Origin of the sequence: Pseudomonas frederiksbergensis, from assembly GCF_003732705.1 — a bacterium.
GTDB classification, from domain to species: domain Bacteria; phylum Pseudomonadota; class Gammaproteobacteria; order Pseudomonadales; family Pseudomonadaceae; genus Aquipseudomonas; species Aquipseudomonas frederiksbergensis_F.
Map to the genome: position 1 here is coordinate 255,615 of NZ_MOBR01000009.1, position 23,858 is coordinate 279,472.

20 protein-coding genes are annotated in these 23,858 nt (G+C 60.2%); 7 read left to right on the forward strand and 13 right to left on the reverse strand.

The genetic code is table 11. The features are described 5' to 3' along the window. Positions 1-23 precede the first annotated feature (23 nt). Entirely contained in the window at positions 24-1,202 is a 1,179-nt protein-coding gene (locus tag BK667_RS12795) for an acetyl-CoA C-acetyltransferase (protein ID WP_123597811.1), read from the reverse strand. Positions 1,203-1,259: 57 nt separating this feature from the next. Next, positions 1,260-2,006 carry an acetoacetyl-CoA reductase gene (phbB, locus tag BK667_RS12800; protein ID WP_123597812.1) on the reverse strand — a complete coding sequence of 249 codons (747 nt, stop codon included), beginning with the start codon at positions 2,004-2,006 and terminating at the stop codon, positions 1,260-1,262. 240 nt (positions 2,007-2,246) lie between these two features. Here phbB and BK667_RS12805 point away from each other — a divergent pair, with 240 nt between their 5' ends. Further along, positions 2,247-3,284, forward strand: a complete 1,038-nt coding sequence (locus tag BK667_RS12805) for an AraC family transcriptional regulator (protein ID WP_123508375.1) — start codon at positions 2,247-2,249, stop codon at positions 3,282-3,284. Positions 3,285-3,546: 262 nt separating this feature from the next. Here the strand turns inward: BK667_RS12805 and BK667_RS12810 are convergent, their stop codons facing one another. Beyond that, entirely contained in the window at positions 3,547-5,910 is a 2,364-nt protein-coding gene (locus tag BK667_RS12810; RefSeq protein WP_123597813.1) for a DUF3141 domain-containing protein, read from the reverse strand. 243 nt (positions 5,911-6,153) lie between these two features. Between BK667_RS12810 and BK667_RS12815 the strand changes: the two genes are divergently transcribed. Beyond that, positions 6,154-6,723, forward strand: a complete 570-nt coding sequence (locus BK667_RS12815) for a phasin family protein (protein ID WP_123508373.1) — start codon at positions 6,154-6,156, stop codon at positions 6,721-6,723. Positions 6,724-6,758: 35 nt separating this feature from the next. Here the strand turns inward: BK667_RS12815 and phaR are convergent, their stop codons facing one another. From phaR to BK667_RS12845, 6 genes are all read right to left on the reverse strand, one after another. Further along, the gene (phaR, locus tag BK667_RS12820) at positions 6,759-7,280 is read right to left on the reverse strand and encodes a polyhydroxyalkanoate synthesis repressor PhaR (protein WP_123597814.1); all 522 of its coding nucleotides are present in this window, start codon (positions 7,278-7,280) and stop codon (positions 6,759-6,761) included. Between the two features lie 218 nt (positions 7,281-7,498). Beyond that, on the reverse strand, positions 7,499-8,767 hold the full coding sequence (locus tag BK667_RS12825; RefSeq protein ID WP_123597815.1) for an OprD family porin: 1,269 nt from the start codon (positions 8,765-8,767) through the stop codon (positions 7,499-7,501). Between the two features lie 132 nt (positions 8,768-8,899). Continuing rightward, the gene (locus BK667_RS12830; RefSeq protein ID WP_123508371.1) at positions 8,900-10,672 is read right to left on the reverse strand and encodes an acyl-CoA dehydrogenase C-terminal domain-containing protein; all 1,773 of its coding nucleotides are present in this window, start codon (positions 10,670-10,672) and stop codon (positions 8,900-8,902) included. Between the two features lie 61 nt (positions 10,673-10,733). Beyond that, entirely contained in the window at positions 10,734-12,404 is a 1,671-nt protein-coding gene (locus tag BK667_RS12835; RefSeq protein WP_123597816.1) for a cation acetate symporter, read from the reverse strand. Continuing rightward, positions 12,404-12,730, reverse strand: coding sequence for a DUF485 domain-containing protein (locus BK667_RS12840; RefSeq protein WP_123508369.1), 327 nt, complete (start codon positions 12,728-12,730; stop codon positions 12,404-12,406). The genes BK667_RS12835 and BK667_RS12840 overlap by 1 nt, the downstream gene beginning before the upstream one ends. Before the next feature lie 128 nt (positions 12,731-12,858). Further along, complete coding sequence (locus BK667_RS12845) at positions 12,859-14,481, reverse strand: acyl-CoA synthetase (protein ID WP_123597817.1); 1,623 nt, start codon at positions 14,479-14,481, stop codon at positions 12,859-12,861. Between the two features lie 230 nt (positions 14,482-14,711). Here BK667_RS12845 and BK667_RS12850 point away from each other — a divergent pair, with 230 nt between their 5' ends. From BK667_RS12850 to BK667_RS12860, 3 genes are all read left to right on the forward strand, one after another. Further along, positions 14,712-16,160 carry a sensor histidine kinase gene (locus BK667_RS12850; RefSeq protein WP_123597818.1) on the forward strand — a complete coding sequence of 483 codons (1,449 nt, stop codon included), beginning with the start codon at positions 14,712-14,714 and terminating at the stop codon, positions 16,158-16,160. A gap of 4 nt (positions 16,161-16,164) precedes the next feature. Then, positions 16,165-16,800 (forward strand): response regulator transcription factor, encoded by a 636-nt coding sequence (locus BK667_RS12855; protein ID WP_123508366.1) that lies wholly within the window; start codon positions 16,165-16,167, stop codon positions 16,798-16,800. Between the two features lie 117 nt (positions 16,801-16,917). Then, positions 16,918-18,102 carry a patatin-like phospholipase family protein gene (locus BK667_RS12860; RefSeq protein WP_259698017.1) on the forward strand — a complete coding sequence of 395 codons (1,185 nt, stop codon included), beginning with the start codon at positions 16,918-16,920 and terminating at the stop codon, positions 18,100-18,102. A 30-nt stretch (positions 18,103-18,132) separates the two neighbouring features. On the opposite strand, the gene BK667_RS12865 is transcribed toward BK667_RS12860, so the two are convergent. Together BK667_RS12865 and BK667_RS12870 are read right to left on the reverse strand one after the other, a co-directional pair. Then, the gene (locus tag BK667_RS12865; protein WP_123597820.1) at positions 18,133-18,714 is read right to left on the reverse strand and encodes a chorismate mutase; all 582 of its coding nucleotides are present in this window, start codon (positions 18,712-18,714) and stop codon (positions 18,133-18,135) included. Positions 18,715-18,736: 22 nt separating this feature from the next. After that, positions 18,737-19,732: a zinc-dependent alcohol dehydrogenase family protein gene (locus BK667_RS12870; protein WP_123597821.1), complete on the reverse strand. Its 996-nt coding sequence runs from the start codon at positions 19,730-19,732 to the stop codon at positions 18,737-18,739. 115 nt (positions 19,733-19,847) lie between these two features. Here BK667_RS12870 and BK667_RS12875 point away from each other — a divergent pair, with 115 nt between their 5' ends. Further along, positions 19,848-20,753, forward strand: a complete 906-nt coding sequence (locus BK667_RS12875; protein ID WP_123597822.1) for a LysR family transcriptional regulator — start codon at positions 19,848-19,850, stop codon at positions 20,751-20,753. Between the two features lies 1 nt (position 20,754). Here the strand turns inward: BK667_RS12875 and BK667_RS12880 are convergent, their stop codons facing one another. After that, entirely contained in the window at positions 20,755-21,651 is an 897-nt protein-coding gene (locus tag BK667_RS12880; RefSeq protein ID WP_123597823.1) for a LysR family transcriptional regulator, read from the reverse strand. A 107-nt stretch (positions 21,652-21,758) separates the two neighbouring features. Here BK667_RS12880 and BK667_RS12885 point away from each other — a divergent pair, with 107 nt between their 5' ends. Next, positions 21,759-23,177, forward strand: a complete 1,419-nt coding sequence (locus tag BK667_RS12885) for an aldehyde dehydrogenase family protein (protein ID WP_123597824.1) — start codon at positions 21,759-21,761, stop codon at positions 23,175-23,177. A gap of 17 nt (positions 23,178-23,194) precedes the next feature. Here BK667_RS12885 and BK667_RS12890 read toward each other — a convergent pair whose 3' ends face one another. Further along, a complete protein-coding gene (locus BK667_RS12890) occupies positions 23,195-23,845 on the reverse strand; it encodes an MliC family protein (RefSeq protein WP_123597825.1) in 651 nt (216 codons plus the stop codon). Positions 23,846-23,858 lie beyond the last annotated feature (13 nt).

A 23,858-nucleotide genomic window follows, 5' to 3' on the forward strand; every position in this document is an offset into this window, starting at 1 on the left:
CAAAGGCAAGCAGTTCGGTATGACTAGCGCTCGATGACCAGGCTGACGCCTTGACCACCACCGATGCACAACGTGGCCAGGCCTTTGTGACCATCACGACGAATCAGCTCAAACAACAGCGACACCAGAATCCGTGCACCCGATGCACCGATCGGATGACCGAGGGCAATCGCACCACCGTTGACGTTGACCTTGCTGGTGTCCCAGCCCAGTTCCTTGCCGACCGCCAGGGACTGCGCGGCGAAGGCTTCGTTGGCTTCGATCAGGTCCAGGTCATCGAGGCTCCAGCCGGCCTTTTCCAGCACCAGGCGGGTGGCCGGCACCGGGCCGATGCCCATGATCGACGGGTCGACACCGGCACTGGCGTAAGCCTTGATCCGTGCCAGTACTGGTAACCCCAAGGCCTGGGCCTTGGCGGCGCTGGCGAGTATCAGCACGGCGGCGCCATCGTTGAGCGTCGAGGCGTTGCCGGCGGTGACGCTGCCGTCCTTCTGGAACGCCGGTTTGAGCTTGCCCAGGGACTGCACGCTGGTGTCCGCGCGTGGTTGCTCGTCGGTGTCGAAGGCCAGCGGCTCACCCTTGCGCTGAGGAATCAGAATCGGGGTGATTTCACGCTTGAAGTAACCGGCTTCGATAGCGGCGGCGGCTTTCTGCTGCGAGGCGGCGGCGAAGGTGTCTTGTTGCTCGCGGGTCAGGCTGTACTTCTGCGCCAGGTTCTCGGCGGTGATGCCCATGTGGTAGTCGTTGAAGGCATCCCACAAACCGTCCTGAATCACGCTGTCTTGCAGTTGCGCATGACCCAGGCGCAAACCGGTGCGGGCCTTGGGCAATACGTAAGGCGCCAGGCTCATGTTTTCCTGACCGCCGGCAATCACCAGTTCGGCGTCGCCACAGCGGATCGCCTGAACCGCCAATTGCACAGCCTTGAGGCCCGAACCACAGACCTTGTTCAAGGTCATGGCGGGGGTGGTGAAGGGCAGGCCGGCCTTGATCGCGGTCTGGCGCGCCGGGTTTTGCCCGGCACCGGCGCTGAGCACCTGGCCGAGGATCACTTCATCGATCTGTTCGGCGTTGATACCGGTCTGTTCCAGCAAACGGCGAATCAGCGCCGCGCCCAGTTCGGTGGCTGGAATCGCGGACAAGGCACCCTGGAAGCTGCCAATGGCGGTACGAGTAGCGGCAACGATTACGACTTCGTTCATGCGTGACCTCATAGGATTTATGTCGAACTGCAGCAGAGCCTCCTTGCTCTACGCGGGTTACTGCATGTTCATGCCTCCGTTGACCGAGAAGTCGGCGCCGGTGCTGTAGGCCGACTCATCGGACGCCAGCCAGGCGACGATGGAGGCGATTTCCTCGGGTTGGCCGAGGCGACCGACCGGTGTGGCGGCGATCATGCCATCGAGGATGTCCGGGCGGATGGCCGCGGTCATGCTGGTCTGGATGTAGCCCGGCGACACGGTATTGACCGTCACGCCCTTGCCCGATACTTCCCGCGCCAGGGCCATGGTGAAGCCGTGGATGCCGGCCTTGGCCGCGCTGTAGTTGGTCTGGCCGAACTGGCCGCGCTGACCGTTGATCGAGGAGATGTTGATGATCCGGCCCCAGCCTTTGCTCAACATGCCTTCAATCACCTGTTTGGTGGTGTTGAACATGCCGCTGAGGTTGGTGCCGATGACGGCGTTCCAGTCTTCGGGGGTGAGCTTGCGAAACGAGGCATCACGGGTGATGCCGGCGTTGTTGACCAGCACATCGACCGGGCCGTACGTCTCTTTGACCCACTCAAACGCCGCGCGGGTCGACTCCCAATCGGTGATGTCACCGTAGACAAAATCGAACTCATATCCGGCGGCCGACTGGCTGGCGGCCCATTCTTCCTTGCGACTGGAATTGGCGCTGCAACCCACCACGACCTTGAAACCTTCCTTGTAAAGACGCTGGCTGATCGCCGTACCAATCCCACCCATACCGCCGGTTACCAATGCAATACGACTAAGCGACTTCATAGACTTCTTCCCTTTTTTCTTTTGCGCTGCAAGATGCAAGGATTGTTCGGCATCTGCGGGGGCGGCGGGAAGTGTTGTGAGGTGACTGTCTGGTGTCCAACGGTGACAGACATGGCTAAAAGCGAGGAGTACCTATACTGGGATCAACACTCGAAACCGAGCGGCCCGTTATTCTTTGATTCAACGCAGATCCGTATGGCCCGAACAGGATGTTCGGTTCCACAGGTCATTGAGGACGCCATGTACAGAATGAGTTCAGGCTATGCCAGCGTGCTGGTGAATACGCTTTCGGCTCAAGGACTGGATGTCGCCAGTCTGTGCCGGGAGGCCGGACTGGACATCAATCTCGCAAACCTGCCAGGCGCGTTTTGCGAGCGAAGGACGATTTATCGATTGTGGACACTGGCGGCCCAGGCCAGCGGTGATCCGGACATCGGCTTGAAAGCTTATGGCAACTTCCACCCCGGCAGTTTTCAGATTGTCGGCTACACCATGATGTCCAGCCTGAACCTGAAAAAGGCGATTGAACGGCTGGTGCGGTTCAGCCCGTTGATTGGTACCGGATTCAGCCTGTTTTTCACTGCCGAGCAGCAAAACTATCGATTGGCGGCGCTTGATCATCAACAGGCCGGCTCGGTCAAACCCAGGCAATACGTCGATGCCGCACTGGCGTCCCTGATGGGATTTTGCCGTTGGTTGGCGGGGGGCAACTCGCCCAAGCCGTTGCAGGTGGAGTTCAGTTATCCGGAACCCGCCGACACCTCGGAGCACCGGCGTTTGTTTGGCTGCAACCTGCTGTTTGACGCCCCCTACGACAGTATTCTGTTCGACGGCCAGGAAGTCTTGCGCCCGTTGAGCATGGCCAATGAAGCGCTGGCGGTGCTGCATGACAGTTTTGCCGAGGCGCAACTTGACCTGCTGTTTGGCTTCTCGATTGTCTGCAGGATTCGCGCGTTGATCAGCGAGCGCTTGAGCCAGGGGCAGGGGCAGTACGACATGGAGTCGATCGCCGCAGCGCTGAACATCAGCAAACGCACGTTGCAACGGTCGCTGGAAAAAGAAGGGGTGCAATTCAAGGATGTGCAGAACGCCGTGCGCCGGCAATTGGCTGACTTTTACCTGCGCCATTCTCATTTCAACATGAAGCATGTGGCGTATCTCCTTGGTTTTCATGACCACAGCAGTTTCAACAAGGCGTGCAGCCGCTGGTTTGGCATGACGCCGGGGCAGTATCGGGCGGATGAGTCCTTTGAAGTCGAAGAAGCCGCTCCGGTCTGAGAACCACCCCTCTCCCTAACCCTCTCCCCAAAGGGGCGAGGGGACTGACCGAGTTGTTCTTCGATCTACATCGACCTGATAAACCGAGTTGAACTCAGGTTTTGACGGGGTTGGCCGCGTCTCACCTTTCGACCTACATCGACCTGAAATACTGAGTCGAACTCAGGTTTCGAAAACCATGGAGATCGGCTCCCTTTCCCCCTCTCCCCATTGGGGAGAGGGCTGGGGTGAGGGGTGGATCTGGAGAGCAACACAATTTGATCTATTTACCCGTTGGTTTCCTGCCACCTTTACGGGGTTTGGCAGGCAGGCGGGTCGGCGTTTCAATCTTGGCAACCGTCACAGGTTGCTCAACGACATCTACTTCACCGGGCGGCTGAGTCAGGTCGAACCCCGGCAGCGGCACCTCAAGCAGCGTATGCAGCTCACACCAGAACCCGTGCCCAGCCGCGGTTTCGTTCAACAACTCCGGCAGCAGATTGGCGACGGCCGCCAAGACCTGCTGGCGTTCTTCGGTTTCAGGCAACAACAACGGCAGGCTTAGCAGGCTTTCCTGCGGGTGGGTGAGCACCAGCATTTTCTGAGTTTGCAGGGTTTCGCGAAGGTCCAGGGGGGCGGCGCTGTGGTCTTGCAGCAACACCTGTAATTGTTGCAACAGTTTTGCCAGATTGGCCTTGCCCGGCGCATCGCTGTCGCGGCCCAGCAGGAACAGGATGCGCACCAAAGCTTCCATCAGGCCGCCCAAGGGCAGGGCGGTTTGCAAGCGTTCGAGCAGCACCTTGTCGTGGTTTTCGGCATGCGCTTGCAGATCACGTTCCGACGGGTTGCCGACGAGGCTGTTGAGCGCGCCATACACGCCGTAGAAACACAGTTCCTGGGTGGCATCGCGCAGATCGCGGTAACCGTTCAGCGCGTCCTGAATCTGATTGGAAAACAACGCCTGCCAAGCCAGCAGCGGGTTGTCGACGGCGGCGGGGCGACGATCATTGCGCGCCTGGTCGGCGCTGCCAGCCAGCCACCACAACGCCGGATTCATACTGCTCCAGAGCAGTTGCTGTTGATGGAAAGGGTGAGCCTTGCGCATCAGCGCGGCGGTGGGTTCGTTGATCAATGGCCGCAGCCACGGGCGAATGAAGCTGTCGTACAGGCCGTTATTGAAGTCCGAGGCGCGCTCGACCAGGGCAAATTCACGATCATCGTCACGGGGCGGCTGCACATCGCCATGGATATCAGCGATGCGCCGCGGCTCGAAACGCACGGCGTATTGGGTGTCGGGAAGGTCGTCGATCAGCATTTCATAGAGCCCGGCGGGCAGGGCGTTGATGGTTTCGACCGCGCCCAGCAGCTCCCGGTGTTCACGCCGGGCCACTTCGCCGGAGACGAAAATCCCCAAGTGACCGATGCTGGCGTGACGCAGATAAACAATGGTCCGCCCGGCGTTTTGCAGGGCAAGATCACTTGGGTACACATCGGCGATCCAGTCCAGCGCCTGTTGCGGCGAGGTGATGTTGTCGCCATAGGAACAAAACACCACCACCGGCACTTCAATGCGTTTGAGGTCGAGCCCGCTGCTCTTGCGCCCGAGTCCGCCGGACAACTGATTGCCGATAAACAGGTCATCGACAATCATCTCGATTTCTTCGCTGTTGAGCAGTGTCGGGCTGCCCCACCAGCGCTCGAAATCGAGGAAGCGCGCGGCTTCTGTATCGACCTCACTGAACAGGTGGTAGTACTTGCCCCAATAGGTGTTGGCCGGGTCGAGGTTCTCGAAATTGCTCACCAGCCAGGTGCCGTCGAACCGATCGTTGCCCAAGTCACTGCCCAACCGCGCCATCCAGCCGCCACCGAGCAAACCGCCGGTGTAGCGCATCGGATTGCGCCCGTTGACCCCGGCCCAGTACGACAGCGGTGCGCCATTGACGATGATCAGCCCCGGCAACTCTGGCCGCGTGGCCGCCAGCCCCATCAATGCCCAACCCGCCTGACAGTTGCCGATCACCACCGGTTTGGCGCTGGCGGGATGCCGGGCGCTGACCGTTTCGATAAATCGCGCCTGTGCCTCGACGATATCCGCCAGGGTCTGCCCAGCGGCAGGCGAGTGACTGAAGGCGATGAAATACGTGGGATGGCCGGCGCGCAGGCTTTCACCGATGAGTGAATCCTGCTTGAAACCGCCGATGCCCGAACCGTGGCCACCGCGTGGGTCGATGATGATGACTGGCGGTTGAGCGTCGATGGCTGGCTCGGGGCTGAGGATGCGCAACAGTGAGTAGTTGACCGGGCGTGGCAGGTCGGCACCGTTGACCAGGGTTTCATGCTCGAACTTGAGCAGCAGCGGAAAGCCTGCGCGTTCGTGAGCCAGGGTGTTGTCGCCGCGCTGGCGCAAGGTGTCCCAGAACAGCAGGCCGCGTTGGCCGAAATCGGTGAAGTATTCCTGCCAGTCCGCCGCCGTGGGGTGTTTGAGCAGGCCTTGGCTGAGCGGCGCGAAGGTTTTGACCTGGCGCTGCTGCACGGCGTCGAGCACGTTGCGAGCATTCAGGCGTTGCAGGTGATTCAGGTGTTCAAACAAACCGGCCGCTGAGGAAAGCCCTTCTTCTTGCGCTGCAATATTTTCTTCCTGGCCCATGGTGAACTCCTGACACTGTGCGGGGAGTCGTCAGTCAGACTAGCAATGGCTAGGCCGATCATCGGATTTTCACAAGTCTATAGCGAATAACCACAGAAGGAACACCGTTTATTTTGCACTGCACAAAATATCCGTTGCCAAACAGTTTTGTGCACTGCAATATCAAGGCTAACGCGACGACTGCCCAAATCGCTGTCGCGTCCTCAGGCCTGAATGGGCCTTCCAGTACCAGGAGATTTCAGCATGTCTTTTTTCAACTCGGAAAAACTGCAAGCCACCCAGAAAGCCAACCTCGATCTTTTGCAGCAAATCAGCGGCAAAGTCTTCGCCAGCGTTGAACAGCTGAGCCAGTTGCAGTTCAAGGCGCTGCGTGACTCCACCGAAGAGCACTTCGAAGGCGTGCGCAAGCTGCTGGCGGTACGTGACCCACAAGGTTTTGCGGATTTGCAGGCGTCGTTCACCCAACCGAGCGCGCAAACCGAACGCCTGGCTGAATTCAATCGTCAGGTGCAGGCGCTGATCGTTGGCACGCAGTCGGACATCGCCAAATTGACCGAGGGTCAAGTCCAGGCGGGCACCCAGCAGGTGAATGAGTTCGTTGAGTCGATCAGCAAGAATGCCCCGGCTGGCTCTGAGCCAGTGGTCGCAGCATTCAAGTCGGGCCTGGCGAATGCCGGCACCGTGTTCGAAAGCGCACAGAAAGCGGTAAAGCAGGCGTCTGATGTGGCCCAGAGCGGTTTTGACGCTGCCACGGCTGCCGCCGGTAAAGCCGCTCCAGAAGCGGGCGCCAAGGCTACCAACGGCAACAAATAAGTCAGATCAGGCCAGCAGCACCGATGGCGATGGGGTTATTCCCCATCGCCATTTTTTTTCGGCCCTTTATCGGTGCCCGGCTTGGCGCCGAACAGCCCGAACATGTTCTGGGTATTGAGGTACAGGGCCTTGGACTGGTCGACGTATTGGCGCATCAAGTCCTGCATCACCGGCGCCTGCTGGTGCATGAACGTGCTCCAGGCCTCGGACGACTGAGCGCCGGTCTGGGACTGGATGTCGATCACGGTCTGGATGCTTTTGTCCAGGTAGCTGCCGAGCACGCCTTGGTACGGGCCGTAGAACTGGATGATGCCCATCAGCATTTCACTGCTGAAGATCGGCTCACCACCGCTTTCGGCTTCCAGAATGACTTGCAGCAAAATACTGCGGGTCAAGTCTTCGCCACTTTTGGCATCGACCACCTGGAACGGGACCTTATCGACCACCAATTGACGAATGTCGGCCAGGGTCAAGTGGCTGCTGGTGTGGGTGTCATACAGGCGGCGATTGGGGTACTTCTTGATCAGGCGGGGGGTGTTGGGGTTGTTATCGGTCATGCGGGGCGTCTCGCGGCGAGCCTGATTTGCAGGCATCTTAACCTACTATCGCCGGTGTCGCAGACCGCCGACGTCGCCAGACAACGCTGATCGTTCCCACGCTCCGCGTGGGAATGCATCCATGGACGCTCTGCGTCCGCTCTTGGGACGCGGAGCATCCCGGGCGGCATTCCCACGCGGAGCGTGGGAACGATCAGCATGGGAACGATCATTACGGGTTACCAGATCGGCAGGGTGTAGCTGACGATCAACCGGTTCTCGTCCAGATCACTGCCGAAGTTAGTCGAGCGTACGGTCGCATTGCGCCATTTGACCCCAACGTTCTTCAACGGGCCACTCTGCACGACATAACCGATATCGGTATCGCGCTCCCATTCCTTCCCCTCCGGGCGATTGCCCCCCAGATCGATGTTGTCGCCCGTCAGGTAGCGGGTCATGAAGGTCAACCCCGGCACGCCCATGGCCGCGAAGTTGTAGTCGTAACGGGCTTGCCAGGACTTTTCATCCTTGCTGGCGAAGTCGCCAATCTGCACAAAGTTCACCAGGAACGCATCAGTGCCATTGATGTAGGCAAACCCGGTGTCGCCGCTCATGCTCTGATAACCCAGCCCCAATGCATGGCCGCCGAGGGTGTAGGTGAACATCGCCCCCAACGCCTTGTTATCGACGTTGCTACCGCCGTCATCAGTGGAGCGGGCAAAACGCAAATCGCTCTTGAACGACTGGCCCGCCGTCACCGGCAACACGTAGGTCAGGTTGACCATATGCTGGCTGTACAAGTTGTCGAGATGGCCATAGCTGTAGCCCGTGGCGAGGTTGCCGGTCCATTTGTAGCTGAGGCTGGCGAAGTCGAAGCTGTCGCTGGTGGCGTGCGGCGTGATGATGCCTTTGGCGCCGGTCTTGGTGATGCTCATGTCTTCGTAATCGGAGGAATCGCGCTGGTTGACCTGTTTCAGGCGCCCGCCGTCTACGGTCAGGCCTTCGACTTCCAGCGAGGTCAACTGACCGCCCTCGAATGTCTGCGGCAACAGCCGCGAATCGTTGGCCAGCACCGTCGGTAACTTGGGCAGCAAAGTGCCGAGTTTCAACACCGTTTTAGAAGCGCGCACCTTGGCGGTCACACCCAGTTCACCGTATTCATCCTGGGCACCTTTGCTGGTGGTGCGATGGCGTTGCAACAGGCCGGAACCGGCGCGATCCGGGCTGGAATCGAGTTTGACTCCGACCAGGCCAATGGCATCAACGCCAAAGCCAATCAACCCGTCCGTGAAGCCCGATTCATAGCGCAGCAGAAAACCCTGCGCCCATTCCTCCTGCTTGGATTGCGCAGCATTGTCCTGGCGAAAATCGCGGTTGAAGTAGAAGTTGCGCAGCTCCAGGCTGGCCTTGCTGTCTTTGATAAAGTCCGCTGAGGCGGGGGCCGAGAGGCTGATAATGCCGCCGGCCAATAACAGTCGGGTAGCGAGAGTGCGGGTGTGACGGTCCATGGTGAAGCCCCTGTGTTTTTATTTTTTTTGGAAAAGCGTTTCACACACCCTCGCCAGACAGGCGAGGGCTTGTTCAGTAAAAAACGCGAACGCCCAAAGAGAGGAGCGGAGGCGCCGCGTGCGGTTCAATCGTTAAAACTGTTCGGCGCTCAGGCCATACAACGAGCCACTGCCGGCGCGAATGGATTGCTCCAGGCTCAAAATGCGCGGCAGCAAACGCTCGATATAGAAGTCAGCGGTGGCCATCTTCGCCCCATAAAAGGCGGGATCTTCACTGCGCTTTTTCTTCGCGACCTGGGCCATCCGCGCCCACAGCCAGGCGTAGGCGACATACCCAAACAAGTGCAGGTATTCCACCGACGCGGCGCCGACTTCATTGCGGTTGGTCGCCGCCTGGTCTTGCAGCCAGTCGCTGAGGTTTTCCAGGCGCTGCACGGCGTCGAACAGTTGAATGGAGTAGGGCGCATCGGGCTGATGGGCGAAGTGGCGGATCTCGCCGGTGAACTGGCGCAGCGCCACGCCGTTGTCGGCCAGAACCTTGCGGCCGAGCAGGTCCAGCGCCTGGATGCCGTTGGTACCCTCGTAAATCTGCGCAATGCGCACGTCACGCACCAATTGCTCCTGGCCCCATTCGCGGATGTAGCCGTGACCGCCGAACACTTGCTGGCCGTGGATGCAGCTTTCCAGGCCGGTGTCGGTGAAAAACGCCTTGGCCACTGGCGTCAGCAGCGCCACCAGGGTTTGCGCGTTGTCACGCTCCCGGGCGTCATCGGAGAACTTCGCCAAATCCAGTTGCTGACCGACGTAACTCGCAAACGCCCGGCCGCCTTCGGTCATGGCTTTCATGCTGAGCAGCATGCGGCGCACGTCAGGGTGAACGATGATCGGGTCGGCGATCTGGTTCGGGGCCATGGCGCCGGTTGGCGAGCGGCTCTGCACCCGTTCCCGGGCATATCTCACCGCGCTCTGATACGACGCTTCTGCGCAGCCGATGCCCTGAATACCAATGGACAGGCGTTCGTAATTCATCATGGTGAACATCGCCGCCAAGCCTTTATTGGCTTCACCCACCAGCCAACCGCTGGCGCCGTCGAAGTTCATCACGCAGGTGGCCGAGGCCTTGATGCCCATCTTGTGTTCGATCGAACCGCAACTCACCGCGTTGGCATGACCGAGGGAACCGTCGGCATTCACCAACACCTTGGGCACCACAAACAGCGAGATGCCTCGGGGACCGGCCGGCGCATCCGGCAGTTTGGCCAGCACCAAGTGGATGATGTTTTCGGTCAGGTCCTGATCGCCACCGGTGATGAAAATCTTGCTGCCGCTGATGCTGTAACTGCCGTCCGCCTGAGGTTCGGCGCGGGTGCGGATGATCCCAAGATCGGTACCGGCGTGGGCTTCGGTCAGGCACATGGAGCCGGCCCAGCGGCCTTCGTACATCGGCGGCAGATAGATGTTTTTCAGTTCTTCACTGGCGTGGGCATCGAGGGCCAGGCACGCCCCGGAGCTCAACGCCGAATACAGCGCAAAGCTTGAATTGGCGCCGTAGAGCATTTCTTCGAACTGCACGGAAAGCATCTTTGGCATGCCCATGCCGCCGAACTCGGCGTTACCGGACAAACCGACCCAGCCACCTTCAATGTAAGTGGTGTAAGCCTGTTTGAAACCGATCGGCGTCGTGACCTGGCCATAGACCCAATGCGCGCCTTCTTCGTCGCCGCTGCGATTGAGTGGCGCAATCAGGTGCGAGGTGACCTTGGCCGCTTCTTCAAGAATGGCGTCGGCAGTGTCGGCATCGACGTTGTCCGCCAGCGCTGGCAGGCGTGCCCACAGGGCCGGGGCGTCGAACACTTCATGCAACACGAAGCGCATATCGCGCAGGGGAGCGTTGAATTCGGGCATAACGTGAACCTCGTTGGGACGGTGGGCACGGCGCCGCAACGGGCGGGCCGTGCTTTTTCAATCAATGACTGGAAGCGCTGGCGGCGCCGAGGCCGGTCTGGGCGCGCACGAACTGGTCGGCGTAGGCATCACGCTCCTTGTCGGCGCGCACGCTGCGGTCGAGTTTCGACACGACCACAATCACCAGGAACGCCAGCGGCATGGAGAACAGCGCCGGGTGGTCGTAGGGGAAGATCGCGTGGGCATGGCCGAGCACGGTGACCCACACGGCAGGCGACAGAATCACCAGCACCAACGCGCAGATCAGCCCGGCGAAACCACCGAGGATCGCGCCTTTGGTGGTCAGGCCTTTCCAGTACATGGCCATGATCAGCACCGGGAAATTGGTCGACGCGGCGATGCCAAACGTTAGGCCCACCAGGAACGCGACGTTCATCTTCTCGAACAGAATGCCCAGCAGAATCGCGATGATCCCCAGGCCGACGGTGGCCATGCGCGTGACGCGCATTTCCTGTTTCTCGCTGGCCTTGCCTTTCTTGAACACCGTGGCGTACAGGTCATGGGAAATCGCCGACGCACCGGCCAGGGCCAGCCCGGAAACCACGGCAAGGATGGTGGCGAACGCAACCGCCGCAAGGAAACCGAAGAACAGGTTGCCGCCCACGGCTTTGGCCAGGTGCATGGCGACCATGTTGCCGCCGCCGATCAAGGCGCCGCCGACTTCACCGTTGACGTAGTACTGCGGATCGGTGCCGATGATCACCATCGCCGCGAAGCCCAACGTGCAAACCACGAGGAAGAAGAAACCGATGAAACCGGTGGCGTAGAACACCGATTTACGCGCTTCCTTGGCGTTCGGCACGGTGAAGAAACGCATCAGAATGTGCGGCAGGCCGGCGATCCCGAACACCAGGCCGAGAGACATGGACGCGGTGTTGATCGGGTCGGCGAGCATCGCGCCCGGGCCCATGATGTTCCAGCCACTGGCGTGGGCCTGAACCGCTTTGGCGGCGAGGGTTTCGTAGCTGAAACCGAACTGCGACATGGCCATAACCGCCAGGGTCGTGCCACCGGCGAGCAACAACACAGCCTTGATGATCTGCACCCAAGTCGTCGCGATCATGCCGCCGAAAATCACGTACACCAGCATCAGCGCACCGACGATGACCACAGCTACCGGGTAATCAAGGCCGAACAACAATTTGATCAACTGCCCGGCACCGACCATCTGCACGATCAAGTAGCAGCACACCACCGTCAGCGAACCGAACGCGGCGAAGATCCGCACTTTGTTCTGGTCCAGCCGATAGGACACGATGTCAGCGAAGGTGTAGCGCCCCAGATTGCGCAGGCGTTCAGCCATCAGAAAGGTGATGATCGGCCAGCCGACGAAGAAGCCGATGGTGTAGATGAAACCGTCGTAGCCCTTGGCAAACACCAGGCTCGACAGCCCGAGCAACGTGGCGGCAGACATGTAGTCGCCGGCAATTGCCAGACCGTTCTGGAACCCGGTGATGCCGCCACCCGCGGTGTAGAAATCCGAGGTGGATTTGGTTTGCCGCGCTGCCCACCAAGTGATGCAGAGGGTGCCGAGCACGAACACAAAAAACATGCTGATCGCGTTCAGGTTGAGCGGTTGTTTCTCCACCGCGCCGGTCAGCGGCGCAGCGAGCACGACGCCGGACGACAGCAGGCCTGCACCGGCGAGGAATAGGTTCTTGAGCAGTTTCATCACTTGCTCTCCTCAAGAATGGCCGCGCCGAGCGCATCGAAACGAGTGTTGGCGCGATAGACGTACCAGCCCGTCAGCAGCCAGGAAAAAATGATGATCGCCGCGCCCACCGGCATGCCCAGGGTCAACATCCGGTTCTCGCCCAGCGGCGCGTGCAACCACTGCGGGGCAAACGCCACCACCAGCATGAACAGGTAGTAAGTGCCCAAAACCGTGGCACTCAATGACCAGGCCAGGCGCGAACGGCTGCTGACCAGTTGAAGAAATTTCGGATTGGCGCGAATCCGTTCGCAGCGCTGGGTGTCGGTTGAATGGATGTCGATCATCGGTAGCTCCACATTGTTTTTGTTGTCGGTGTGTGGGGGCAGGGCGAGGGCGCGCCGAATTGAGCGCGCACGAGCCCGAAACGGCAGGTTCGCGACCTGCCGCTTGAAGCGTTCAGCGTGGGTGAGGGTTAGAGCGCCTGGGCCCGTTCGCGCAGCACGTACTTCTGGATCTTGCCGGTGGAAGTCTTCGGCAACAGGGTAAAAATCACCGTGCGCGGCACTTTGAACCCGGCCAGGTGCTCACGGCAGAAACTGATGATGTCCGCCTCGCGCACGTCCTGGTGATCGGCCTTCAAGGTGATGAACGCGCAGGGGGTTTCGCCCCATTTTTCATCGGGCCGCGCAACGACTGCGGCTTCCATCACACCCGGATGGCGGTAGAGCACGCCTTCGAGTTCGATGGTGGAAATGTTTTCGCCGCCGGAGATGATGATGTCCTTGAGCCGGTCCTTGATTTCGACATAGCCGTCGGGATGACACACCGCCAGGTCGCCGGTGTGGAACCAGCCGCCCTCAAACGCCTCGGCGGTGGCGGTCGGGTTCTTCAGGTAACCCTTCATCACGGTGTTGCCGCGCATGAAGATCTCGCCGATGGTCTTGCCGTCACGCGGGGTCGGTCTGAGCGTCGTCGAATTGCCGACCATCACACCCTCCAGCGTTGGATAGCGCACGCCCTGACGGGATTTGATCTGCGCCCGCTCATCCAGTGGCAATTCATCCCACTCGGCATGCCAGGCGCAGAGCGTCACCGGGCCATAGGTTTCGGTCAGGCCATAGACGTGAGTGACCTTGATGCCCATTTCTTCCACGGCGCCGATGACTTTTGCCGGCGGCGCGGCGCCGGCGACCATGGCGTTGACCGGGTGATCGATGGCGGCTTTTGCCGAGTCCGGCATGTTGACCAATGCATTGAGCACAATCGGCGCGCCACACAGGTGAGTCACCTGATGTTCGCGGATCAGGGTGAGGATTTTCTGTGGATCGACCCGGCGCAGGAACACATGCACGCCGGCCAATGCAGTGATGGTCCACGGGTAGCACCAACCGTTGCAATGGAACATCGGCAGGGTCCAGAGGTACACCGGGTGGTTGCCCATGGCCCAGGTCATCTGGTTACCCAAGGCGTTCAGGTAGGCGCCGCGATGGTGATAGACCACGCCTTTCGGGTTGCCGGTGGTGCCGGAGGTGTAGTTCAGCGAGATGGCCTGCCACTCATTGTCCGGCCATTGCCAGGCGAACGCCGGATCGCCTTCGGCCAGCAGCGCTTCATAGTCCAGGTCGCTGACGGCCTGGCCTTCGCCGTATTCCGGATCGTTGACGTCGATCACCAGCGGCGGATGGTCGAGCATGCCGATGGCGGCGTGAATCACAGTGTGGAACTCACGGTCAGTGATCAACACCTTGGCTTCGCCGTGTTGCAGCATGAACGCGATGGCCTCGGCGTCCAGACGCACGTTGAGTGGGTTGAGCACGGCGCCGATCATCGGTACGCCGAAGTGCACTTCCAGCATCTCCGGGATGTTGGGCAGCATCACCGCAACGGTGTCGTCCTTGCCGATCCCGCGACCGGCCAGGGCCGAAGCCAGGCGTCGGCAACGGCTGTAGGTTTGTGCCCAGGTACGGCGAATCGAACCGTGGATGACGGCGGGGTAGTCGGGGTAAACGTGGGCGGTGCGCTCGATAAAGCTGAGCGGCGACAAGGCAATGTGATTGACAGCCGTAGGGCTAAGCCCTTGTTCGAAGATCGACATGACGGGTACTCGGTGGCTGATTGTTAGCTCTGTAGCTGACCTTTCAGCGTAGCCGCTGAGGTCAACTTTTATGTCCGGTGTGCTTTATATAACAATCTGACGGAGATATGGAAGTACAACCTATGTTGTATAGTATAAATACTATATGTCGTTCTTCGGACGCTAAATGAATGCGGCGATTTCCCCACGGCCGGTATATTCTTGGCTTTCCCCCACGTAGCGGACCTGTGATGACGCCCGACTCACCCTTATTGAGCTATGACCCACAGCCGAGTGTGCTGCTCGATAGCCAGGGTCAGCCGCTGGAGTTGAATGCGGCGTTGCTGGCACTGCTGGCGCAGCATCCTCACAGCTACGTGCTGGGTTTTTTGCCGAACAATCATCGGGACCTGGTGCGCGCCTGCCTGGCGCAGCAGCGCGCCATCGAGGGGGTCGAGGCCGAGTTCCAGGCGCAGATTCTGATCTGGACCTTTATCCCTGATCCGCAGCACAGCCGCGTGCTCGGCCGTTGCTATGTGGCGACCACGCAAGTCTTGGCAGAGCGCGAGGCGGCCACCGCGCGGCGCCTGTATCGGCTGATCATCGAGAACACCACCGACCTGATTTCCCGGCATACCCCGGACGGGCGTTTTCTCGATGCGTCGCCGGCGTCCTGGAGCTTGCTCGGTTATTGGCCCGAACAGTTGCGCGGGCAAATGGCCCAGGGCCTGTTCCACGGCCAGGACCTGGCCAATCTGGTACAAACCGCCCGCGATGCCCTGGAGCAGGACGGTTATCACACGATGACTTATCGCATCCGCCATCGCGACGGGCATTACCTGTGGTTCGAAACCGCCAGCCGGGCGATTCGTGAAACCTACACCGGGGCGGTGGTCGAGGTGGTTTGCGTCTCACGGGACATCACCGCCCGCGTGCAATCCGAAGAAAACCGGCGGCGTCTGGAGGACGAACTGGCGCACACCGCGCGACTGGTGACACTCGGGGAACTGGCCTCGGGCATCGCCCATGAAATCAACCAGCCACTGGCGGCAGTGGTGAATTATGCCAACGCCAGCCAGCGCTATTTGCAGGCCCTGGGCAGCAATCCCCAGGCGGCTGAACGGGTCGCCCAAGGTCTGGAACGCATCACGTTGCACGCCACTCACGCTTCGGAAGTCATCCGCCGTTTGCGCGGTTTCCTGCGCAAGGGCCAGCGGCGCATGCAGGCACTGAACGTGGCTGATGTCGCCCGTGGCGCCGTGCGCTTGTGTGCCTGGGAGGCGACCCAGTGCCACGTGACAATTGAAGATCGGCTACCGGATAATCTGCCGCCCGTTTATGCCGACCGGGTGCAACTGGAGCAGGTGCTGCTCAACCTGTTGCGCAATGCCATCGATGCCAACCGCGAACAACATCCGGGCCGACCGTCACTGATCATGATGGCGGCGGGGCAAGTCAGTGGCGCCACGGTGGAGATCAGCGTGCACGACCAGGGACCGGGCGTCAGCGAGTCGCAGCTTGAACAAATCTTCACCCCGTTCTACACCAGCAAGCCCGATGGCCTGGGCCTTGGCTTGTCCATGAGCCGCAGCATCATCGAAGGGTTTGGCGGCGAACTGCAGGCGCGCCGACAATCGATCGGGCTGCAGGTTTATTGCCGTTTGCCACTGGCCGGCCCAACAAAACAACAACAGGAATAACGCAATGGCAGCTGTGACGGAACACGTGGTGTACGTGGTCGACGATGATCAAGGCATGCTCGATTCGACGGTCTGGTTACTGGAATCGGTGGGTTTGAAAGCCTTGCCGTTCACCAGTGGCGTCGAATTTCTTGAGGCCTGCGATGCGAAGCTCAATGCCTGCGTGCTGCTGGATGTGCGCATGCCCGGCATGGGCGGTTTGAACGTGCAGGAGGCCATGCGTGAACGCGAGCTTAAACTGCCGATCATCTTCGTCAGCGGCCACGCCGATGTGCCCATCGTGGTCCGTGCGTTCAAGGCTGGCGCCCATGACTTCATCGAAAAACCCTACAACGAACAGCTGCTGCTCGACAGCGTGCAACAGGCCCTGAGCAACTGCGCGGCGAATCGTTCGGGCAATGTCGGCCACGAGGAATTGCAGGCACGTTTGCTGACCCTGACACCCCGGGAGCGGGATGTGTTGCTGCCGCTGGTTCAGGGTTACACCACTAAGGAAATCGCCGAGCAACTGGGCGTCAGTGCGAAAACCGTCGATCTGTATCGTTCTCGGGTGATGAAGCGCATGCAGGCCAATACCTTGCCGGATTTGGTGGGGATGGCGATTGCGGCGCAATTGGTCGATCCACTGAAGCTGCGTTAAGCCAGACCGGACGTCCCGTCGGCGTCCTGACTCACTGGGCTTGCGCTAGCATGGAGGATGAACAAGTCACTGAGTCGAGCGCGTTCTGTGTCGATCACAGGGACCGGAGGAGGCGTCTTGAAACCCTTTCTGCCCAGGCCCAGCGCTTCAACGCTGAACATGTTGCGCGAAGGCTGCCTGCAACGCCGCGATGCGGTGCCACAACCACTGACGGAAAATGCAGTCATCCCCGGCATCCCGAATGCGCGCTACTGGCTGGACCAGGATCTGACACCCTTCATCCGCGATGCAAGTGAGGCCAACGTTCGGGAGTACGAGGCGTTCGGCAATATCGAGGACCCGAGTGACATGCTGCCGCTGGCCGATATGCTGGCCGTTTCGGGCGGTGGCGACGCAGGCACCTTCGCGGCGGGCATCATTGCCGGATGGACCCTGCATGGGTCCCGACCGGTGTTCAAGGTCGTCACCGGCATCAGCGCAGGGGCATTGGTTGCGCCGTTTGCTTACCTGGGGCCCGAATATGACCCTGTGATTCTTGGGATCTGCAACGGCATCGGTCCCAAAGACGTGTTCCGTTCGCGCAATGTGCTGACCCGTCTGGCGAGCGACGGTATGGCGGACAGCAAGCCTCTGTCGCGACTTATCGCCAAGTACGTCACGGCCGAGGTGCTGGCGGCCATCGCCGCGCAATACGCCAAGGGACGCCTGCTGATGATTGGCACCACCGACCTTGATTCAGGGCGGGCCGTCACGTGGAACATGGGGGCGATTGCTTCCAGCGATGCACCGGGAGCGCTCGAGTTGTTTCGCAACATCATGGTCGCGTCGATGAGCATTCCCGGTGCCGTGTCACCAGTGATGATCGACGTGGAAGTTGATGGCAAACAGTTTCAGGAAATGCACGTGGACGGCGGCGTCCTCACTCAAGTGTTCCTTTACCCGCCAGGCACCGTGATGGCGCTGAACAATGTGGTGGGAGCGCGCCTGCGCCGGGAGCGACATTTCTACGTCATCCGCAACGGCAAACTGGAACCGCAATGGTCCGGCACCAAGCGCCGCACCTTGAGCATCGGCGGTCGTGCCATCAGCACATTGATTCAAACCCAAGGCATCAGCGACCTGGATCGTATCTACCGAATTGCGCAGCAGGACGGGGCGGACTTTAACCTCGCGTACATCGGCGCCGATTTTCTCTGCCCGCGTAATCGTAAATTCGATGGCGAGTACATGAAGCGCCTGTTCGATTACGCCTTTGAAGTCAGCGCGAAAGGTTATCCGTGGCATAAGTCGCCGAGTACGTGAGTGACGCCCCAAGTGTGCTTTGGTCGAGATTTACCGAGGCAAACCCGCCGTACACAATTCCCCGGTAGCGCGAATCAACGCCAGTTCATGCAACGGATCCGTGGCCAGGCTGGCGCGTGCCTTTGCAATCCAGTTCGCGCAGCTGGGGTCGTTTCGAAAGGGCGCGAAGTCGGCGTATTGCTGCAATAGGCGGTTTTGCAGCTCATCCAGCCGTGGGCGGATTTGCTTGGCCAAGTCCGGGCGCGGGGTGTCCGGTGCCTTGCCGGCGGCTTGCCAATTGGCGAGTAGCCCGTACTGCACCAGTTTGTTCGCTTCCATCTGCGCCGCGAGTAACTGGCCCACGTCTTCCGGGTCCATTTTCCGGTCGGTGGCCAGTTGCTTGGCGTTGGCAATCACTTGCGCTTCCCTCGGACTGTCCTGGATCGGTTTGCCGCTGTCCCATTTGGTCAGGGCGACCAGATCGCCGATGTTCAGGCGTTCGTTCAACGTTACCAGCAGCGGTTGCAAGGCCTTGGGGGGCGAGGAGGGCGCACTGGCCTCGGCGCTGAGAACGGCGAGGCCGAGGGCGGCGAAGCACAGGATCTGGAGTGGAAGTTTTGGTTCGATGCTCATTAATGGATATCCAGGGACGCAATTAGAGGTCGACCACTACTTTACCGATTGCTTGTCCTGCGGCAACGATGGCGTGGGCATCATTGACGTTTTCCAGGCTGAAGTGTCGATCGTCCAGCAAAACCCGCAGTTGTCCTGCTTCAGCCATCCGGGTGGCTTCAGCGAGGATTTCGCCGTGGTGTTTGCGACCTTTGCCAGTGATCAGGGGCAGTAGCGTGAAGACCCCGGAGTAAGTCGCGCCCCGGAACGACAGTGGCGCGAGTTTGTGTTCGCCCCAACCGAGGCAACTGACGACGTGGCCGGTGTAGAGCTTCAACACGCCGAACGAAGCGTCCAGCGTCGCGCCGCCGACGGTGTCGTACACGATGTCAAAACCCTCGCCATCGGTGTATTGCGCAAGGTAATCGGCCGGCGCCTGACTGCGGTAATCAATCGCTGTGGCGCCGAAGCTTTCGATGATTGCCAGGCCTTTGCCACTCCCGGTGGCGAACACGTCGGCCCCGCGAGCCTTGGCGATTTGTACAACGATATGCCCGACACCACCGGCGCCGCCTTGTACCAACACCTGTTGCCCGGCCCGAACATTGGCCCGGTCCACCAGTCCTTCCCAGGCCGTGATGAAAATCAGCGGCAGCGCCGCAGCTTCACGCATGCTCAGATTACGGGGCTTACGCGCCAGCAAATCGGCATCGACGGCGATGTATTGCGCCAGCGAACCCTGATTGCCGCCAATCCCGCCGGCCATGCCGTAGACCTCATCGCCGATGTTGAATGCGCTGACGTCCGCACCAACCACTTCGACAACCCCGGCCAGATCTATGCCCAAAACTGCGGGCAACGGTTGCCGGGCATGCCCGCCCTGGCCGCTGCTGATCTTTGTGTCCAGCGGGTTGACGCCACTGGCGATGATTTTTACCAACACCTGGCCTGCCTTGATTTCAGGCAATGGCAGGTTTTGCACTTGCAGTGCGGCGCCAGCGGTTACAGCGATGGCGGCGCGCATGGTGGTCTGGCTCATGGGGTGACTCCTGATGACGATGAGGTGATGGCCACAGTTTCATCTAAGGTACGGATTCCGATAAGGCGACAAATACCTATAGTATTCATTCCAAATCACCACTAAGTAGGCCGTGATGGATACGTTAGAAGCGATGTCGATGTTTATGCGGGTGGTGGAGCGGGGCAGCTTCTCGGCCGTTGCCCGGGAGCTCGGCCTCAGCCAGCCGACCATCAGCAAACAGATCGGCGCCCTGGAAAAACGCCTGGGCGGCCGACTGTTTGCCCGCAGCACTCGAAATCTGAGCCTGACAGACGAAGGTCAGCGCTATTACGAACATTGCCGGCAGATTTTGGCGGCGGTGGACAACGCCGAACACAGCTTCCAGACCGGCCAGGAACGGGTGGCCGGGCCGCTGCGTATTGCCTCTTCCGGCAGTTTCGGGCGGATACAGATCGCGCCTCGGCTGCACGGATTTCTTCAGCAGCACCCCGAGGTGACGATCGACTTGCAGTTGAGCGATGAGAACGTCGATCTGGTCAGCGAGGGGATCGATGTCGCGGTGCGAATTGGCGAGTTGAAGGACAGTAGTCTGGTTGCCCGGCAAATAGGCCTGACCCGACGCCGGGTATTCGCAGCGCCCGGTTATCTCGAACACAACGGCGTGCCCGCGACACCCGACGCACTCAGCGCTCACAACTGCCTGGTCTTCAATCAGATGGAGCATTTCGACAGTTGGCGTTTCGAACACGCCGGCGAATGGCAGAGCGTGCAGGTCAAGGGCAATGTACGCAGTAACAACAGCGAAGCGATTCGGCAAATGGTCCTGAGCGGGTTGGGCCTGTCACTGTCGCCGTCATGGTTGTTTCGCGAGGAACTGCAGGCTGGGCGCGTGGTGGCGGTGCTGGAAGGGTACACACCGTCGTCGCTGCCGATCCATGCTGTGTTTGCACCGGATCGTCGCCAATCGGCGCGGGTGCGGGCGTTTACTGACTATTTGCGCGATGCATTTGCGCTGGATGGCGATGTTTGCCTTCGCTGAGCTAGTGGTCAGCGACTTCATGAATCACGTCGATCAGTGCGCGCAGACCGGCAGGCAAGTGTCGATGGCCTGAGTAATACAGGGAAAGCCCGGGCGCCGGTGTTTCCCATCGCTCCAATACTCTTGTCAGTCGCCCGCTGGCCAAATCATCCGTGACGTACCACTCGGGCAGTTGCGTGAGCCCCAGGCCTTGCCTCGCGGCTTCCAGCATCAGGATGGGCGAGTCCAAAACCATGGGGCCCAGCACTTCAATCTTCAGCGTCTTATCGTCCTGAATGAACTCCCACGGTGAGGGAATCCCACTGGGAAGACGGGCGCGGATGCAGCTGTGCGCTGCAAGGTCATCGAGATTGCCTGGCGCGGGATGCTGGCTCAAGTAGTCCGCCGAAGCCACCACGACCATCGAGATTTCTTTACTGATGGGCACGCGGATCATGTCCTGCGGCACCCGTGAACTGGCGCGCAAGCCGGCGTCGAAACCCTCGGCAATGATGTCCACCATCCGCCCGTCAGTCGCGATGTCTACTGTCATGCCGGGGTAGCGGCGCAGGAACTTCAAGAGTATGGGTTGGAAAACCATCAGCGCCGCGCCGAGCGAACTGTTGATGCGTAAGGTGCCGGTTGGAGCGCGATTGTGCTCCAGGAGGTTGGCCATCGCCTCTTGGATAGTGGTGACCGATGGGCCGATTTGCTTCACAAAGGTTTGGCCGGCCTCGGTCAAAGAGACGCTGCGGGTGGTGCGGTGAAACAGTCGCACACCCAGCCTGGCTTCCAACCCGGCCACGGCATTGCTGACAGCCGTGGTCGACATATCCAGTTCTACCGCTGCCGCGCGGAAGCCGTTGCGCCTGGCCACGGCCAGTACGACTTCCAGTTCAGTGAGGCCACTTTTATACATAATCCCGGTTTCCGAAATAGCTCATCCGCATTTGATCACATTATCAAAACAGTGAAGAGTCCTTAGATTGTGGGGACCCAAACAAAACACAGTCAGGAATCCCCATCATGTGGACTATCAATCAGGCCTATATCGACGGTCAGTTCGTTCCGGTGCAGGGGCGTGAAATCGTTGAGTGCATCAATCCAACGACAGAAGCGGTCATGGGCACCGTCACCTTGGCTGATCGGAACGATGCGAAGCAGGCGATTGCGGCGGCCCGACGTGCTCAGGCAGCAATGGGCCGCACCACCAAGGCTGAACGTATCGACATGCTCAAGCGCCTACAGGCGGCCGTGCTGGCAAGCACCGAGCAGATACGCGACACCGCCATCGAAGAATACGGCGCCCCTTTTGCCCGCGCCCAATGGGTGAGCCAATATGCTTCGCAGTGCTTTGCCAACGCAGCGCAAACCCTGGAGGCCTACGATCTGGTTCGCCCGATGGGCGCGGCGCGGGTGTTTATGGAACCCGTCGGCGTTGCAGGCTTGATTGCCCCCTGGAACAGCACCGCCGGCACTCTTTGCAGCAAACTGGCCTCCGCGATTGCCGCTGGCTGTGCTTCGGTGATCAAGCCCAGTGAGATGAGTGCACTGCAAGCCCACACACTGGCCCAAGCCCTCGATCGTGCAGGTTTGCCAAACGGTGTTTTCAATATCCTGCTTGGGCGGGGAGATGAGGTGGGCGACGAAATCAGCACCAGTCCGCTCATCGCCAAAATCTCATTCACGGGCTCCACCCCGACCGGCAAGCGGATTGCTCGCGCAGGTGTCGAGACCCTGAAACGGGTGAGCCTGGCGCTCACTGGGAAATCCGCCTCTATCGTCCTTGAGGACGCGGATTTCAACATCGCCATTCCCTTGGCGCTGAATGCCGCCTTCATGAACAACGGTCAGGCGTGTGTCGCTGGCACTCGTCTGCTGGTGCCGCGTGCACGCTTGAAGGAAGTCATCGAACGGGTCAAGACGTTAGTGGCTGCGATGGTCGTGGGAAATCCTCTAGATCCGGCAACGGATATCGGGCCACTGGTCAGCCAGGCCCAATACGACCGGGTACAAGGTTTTATCCGGCGCGGCCATGAGCAAGGCGCGACGCTGATTGCCGGTGGGGAAGGCCGGCCCGTGGGGCTGGAAAAGGGATACTTCGTGCAGCCCACGGTATTTGCCGACGTTGATAACGACATGGACATCGCGCGTGAAGAAATTTTCGGCCCGGTGCTGTCAATCCTTGCCTATGACAGCGAGGCGCACGCCATAGAAATCGCCAACGCCACGATTTACGGATTACAGGCGTATGTGTTTTCGCAGCGGCCAGAACGCGCGAACCACATCGCCTCCCGATTAGAGGCGGGCACGGTATTGATCAACCGAATTGTTCCGGATCTTCTCGCACCGTTCGGGGGTTTCAAGCAGTCCGGGATCGGCAGGGAATTTGGCGTCCTTGGGCTGGAGGCATTCCTGGAAGCAAAGACGATTGCATCGCAATGAGCCTGCGGGTAGCAAAATCAGCCGACCGGCTCGGCCGTACAACTCATTGCCCCTGAACCTGGTTTCTGGAAAAGCACCCCGTTGTCGGTTTGCCAGAAACTGTAGTCACCCTGGCGATCCTTGCCGGTGTAACGGGTGCCCGAATCGCTCGGCACCTGGTTCAGGGTGATCGAGGTGTTTGCCCATTTCAGGTACACGGCACCGGGGTGCGTGAGATAGAACGTGGCGGCCATCGGCGCGTTCAACCCGGCACAACGAAACGCCAGCGGGCCTTCGGTGAGACGGTCGGGATCCTTGGTTCTGACAATCGCCGAGCCCTGGCGCAGCTGGTGGGCGCGCTCGGCATAACTGCGAATCACGCACGCCTTGGGCTCTGGGTCGGCGCCACACTGATTGCGCGCGTCCATCCAGAATCGCTGGTCGATGGCGATTTTGTCTGGACGCGGGACTGCACGTTCGTCGGTGAGCGCCAGGCGATAGAGGCGCATCAGTTCGATATCCATCTGCTTCAATTGCGGGTCGCGACAGATCAGCTTCTCGACGGAGGTTTTTGCCTGGGTGCAATCGAAGGTGGTCTTGATCGGCGAAGGGGGCTCGGCACCGGCGTTCGCCGCCACGCAGACGTTGGCGGCGAACAGACAGGTGAAAAGGGCCGTGACCGTTTTCATGTTGGCTTTACCC

What these genes read in the sequence shown, in the direction of transcription:
- BK667_RS12795 (WP_123597811.1), bottom strand. Translation starts at nt 1,202, where the DNA reads ATGAACGAAGTCGTAATCGTTGCCGCTACTCGTACCGCCATTGGCAGC.
- phbB (WP_123597812.1), bottom strand. Translation starts at nt 2,006, where the DNA reads ATGAAGTCGCTTAGTCGTATTGCATTGGTAACCGGCGGTATGGGTGGG.
- BK667_RS12805 (WP_123508375.1), top strand. Translation starts at nt 2,247, where the DNA reads ATGTACAGAATGAGTTCAGGCTATGCCAGCGTGCTGGTGAATACGCTT.
- BK667_RS12810 (WP_123597813.1), bottom strand. Translation starts at nt 5,910, where the DNA reads ATGGGCCAGGAAGAAAATATTGCAGCGCAAGAAGAAGGGCTTTCCTCA.
- BK667_RS12815 (WP_123508373.1), top strand. Translation starts at nt 6,154, where the DNA reads ATGTCTTTTTTCAACTCGGAAAAACTGCAAGCCACCCAGAAAGCCAAC.
- phaR (WP_123597814.1), bottom strand. Translation starts at nt 7,280, where the DNA reads ATGACCGATAACAACCCCAACACCCCCCGCCTGATCAAGAAGTACCCC.
- BK667_RS12825 (WP_123597815.1), bottom strand. Translation starts at nt 8,767, where the DNA reads ATGGACCGTCACACCCGCACTCTCGCTACCCGACTGTTATTGGCCGGC.
- BK667_RS12830 (WP_123508371.1), bottom strand. Translation starts at nt 10,672, where the DNA reads ATGCCCGAATTCAACGCTCCCCTGCGCGATATGCGCTTCGTGTTGCAT.
- BK667_RS12835 (WP_123597816.1), bottom strand. Translation starts at nt 12,404, where the DNA reads ATGAAACTGCTCAAGAACCTATTCCTCGCCGGTGCAGGCCTGCTGTCG.
- BK667_RS12840 (WP_123508369.1), bottom strand. Translation starts at nt 12,730, where the DNA reads ATGATCGACATCCATTCAACCGACACCCAGCGCTGCGAACGGATTCGC.
- BK667_RS12845 (WP_123597817.1), bottom strand. Translation starts at nt 14,481, where the DNA reads ATGTCGATCTTCGAACAAGGGCTTAGCCCTACGGCTGTCAATCACATT.
- BK667_RS12850 (WP_123597818.1), top strand. Translation starts at nt 14,712, where the DNA reads ATGACGCCCGACTCACCCTTATTGAGCTATGACCCACAGCCGAGTGTG.
- BK667_RS12855 (WP_123508366.1), top strand. Translation starts at nt 16,165, where the DNA reads ATGGCAGCTGTGACGGAACACGTGGTGTACGTGGTCGACGATGATCAA.
- BK667_RS12865 (WP_123597820.1), bottom strand. Translation starts at nt 18,714, where the DNA reads ATGAGCATCGAACCAAAACTTCCACTCCAGATCCTGTGCTTCGCCGCC.
- BK667_RS12870 (WP_123597821.1), bottom strand. Translation starts at nt 19,732, where the DNA reads ATGAGCCAGACCACCATGCGCGCCGCCATCGCTGTAACCGCTGGCGCC.
- BK667_RS12875 (WP_123597822.1), top strand. Translation starts at nt 19,848, where the DNA reads ATGGATACGTTAGAAGCGATGTCGATGTTTATGCGGGTGGTGGAGCGG.
- BK667_RS12880 (WP_123597823.1), bottom strand. Translation starts at nt 21,651, where the DNA reads ATGTATAAAAGTGGCCTCACTGAACTGGAAGTCGTACTGGCCGTGGCC.
- BK667_RS12885 (WP_123597824.1), top strand. Translation starts at nt 21,759, where the DNA reads ATGTGGACTATCAATCAGGCCTATATCGACGGTCAGTTCGTTCCGGTG.
- BK667_RS12890 (WP_123597825.1), bottom strand. Translation starts at nt 23,845, where the DNA reads ATGAAAACGGTCACGGCCCTTTTCACCTGTCTGTTCGCCGCCAACGTC.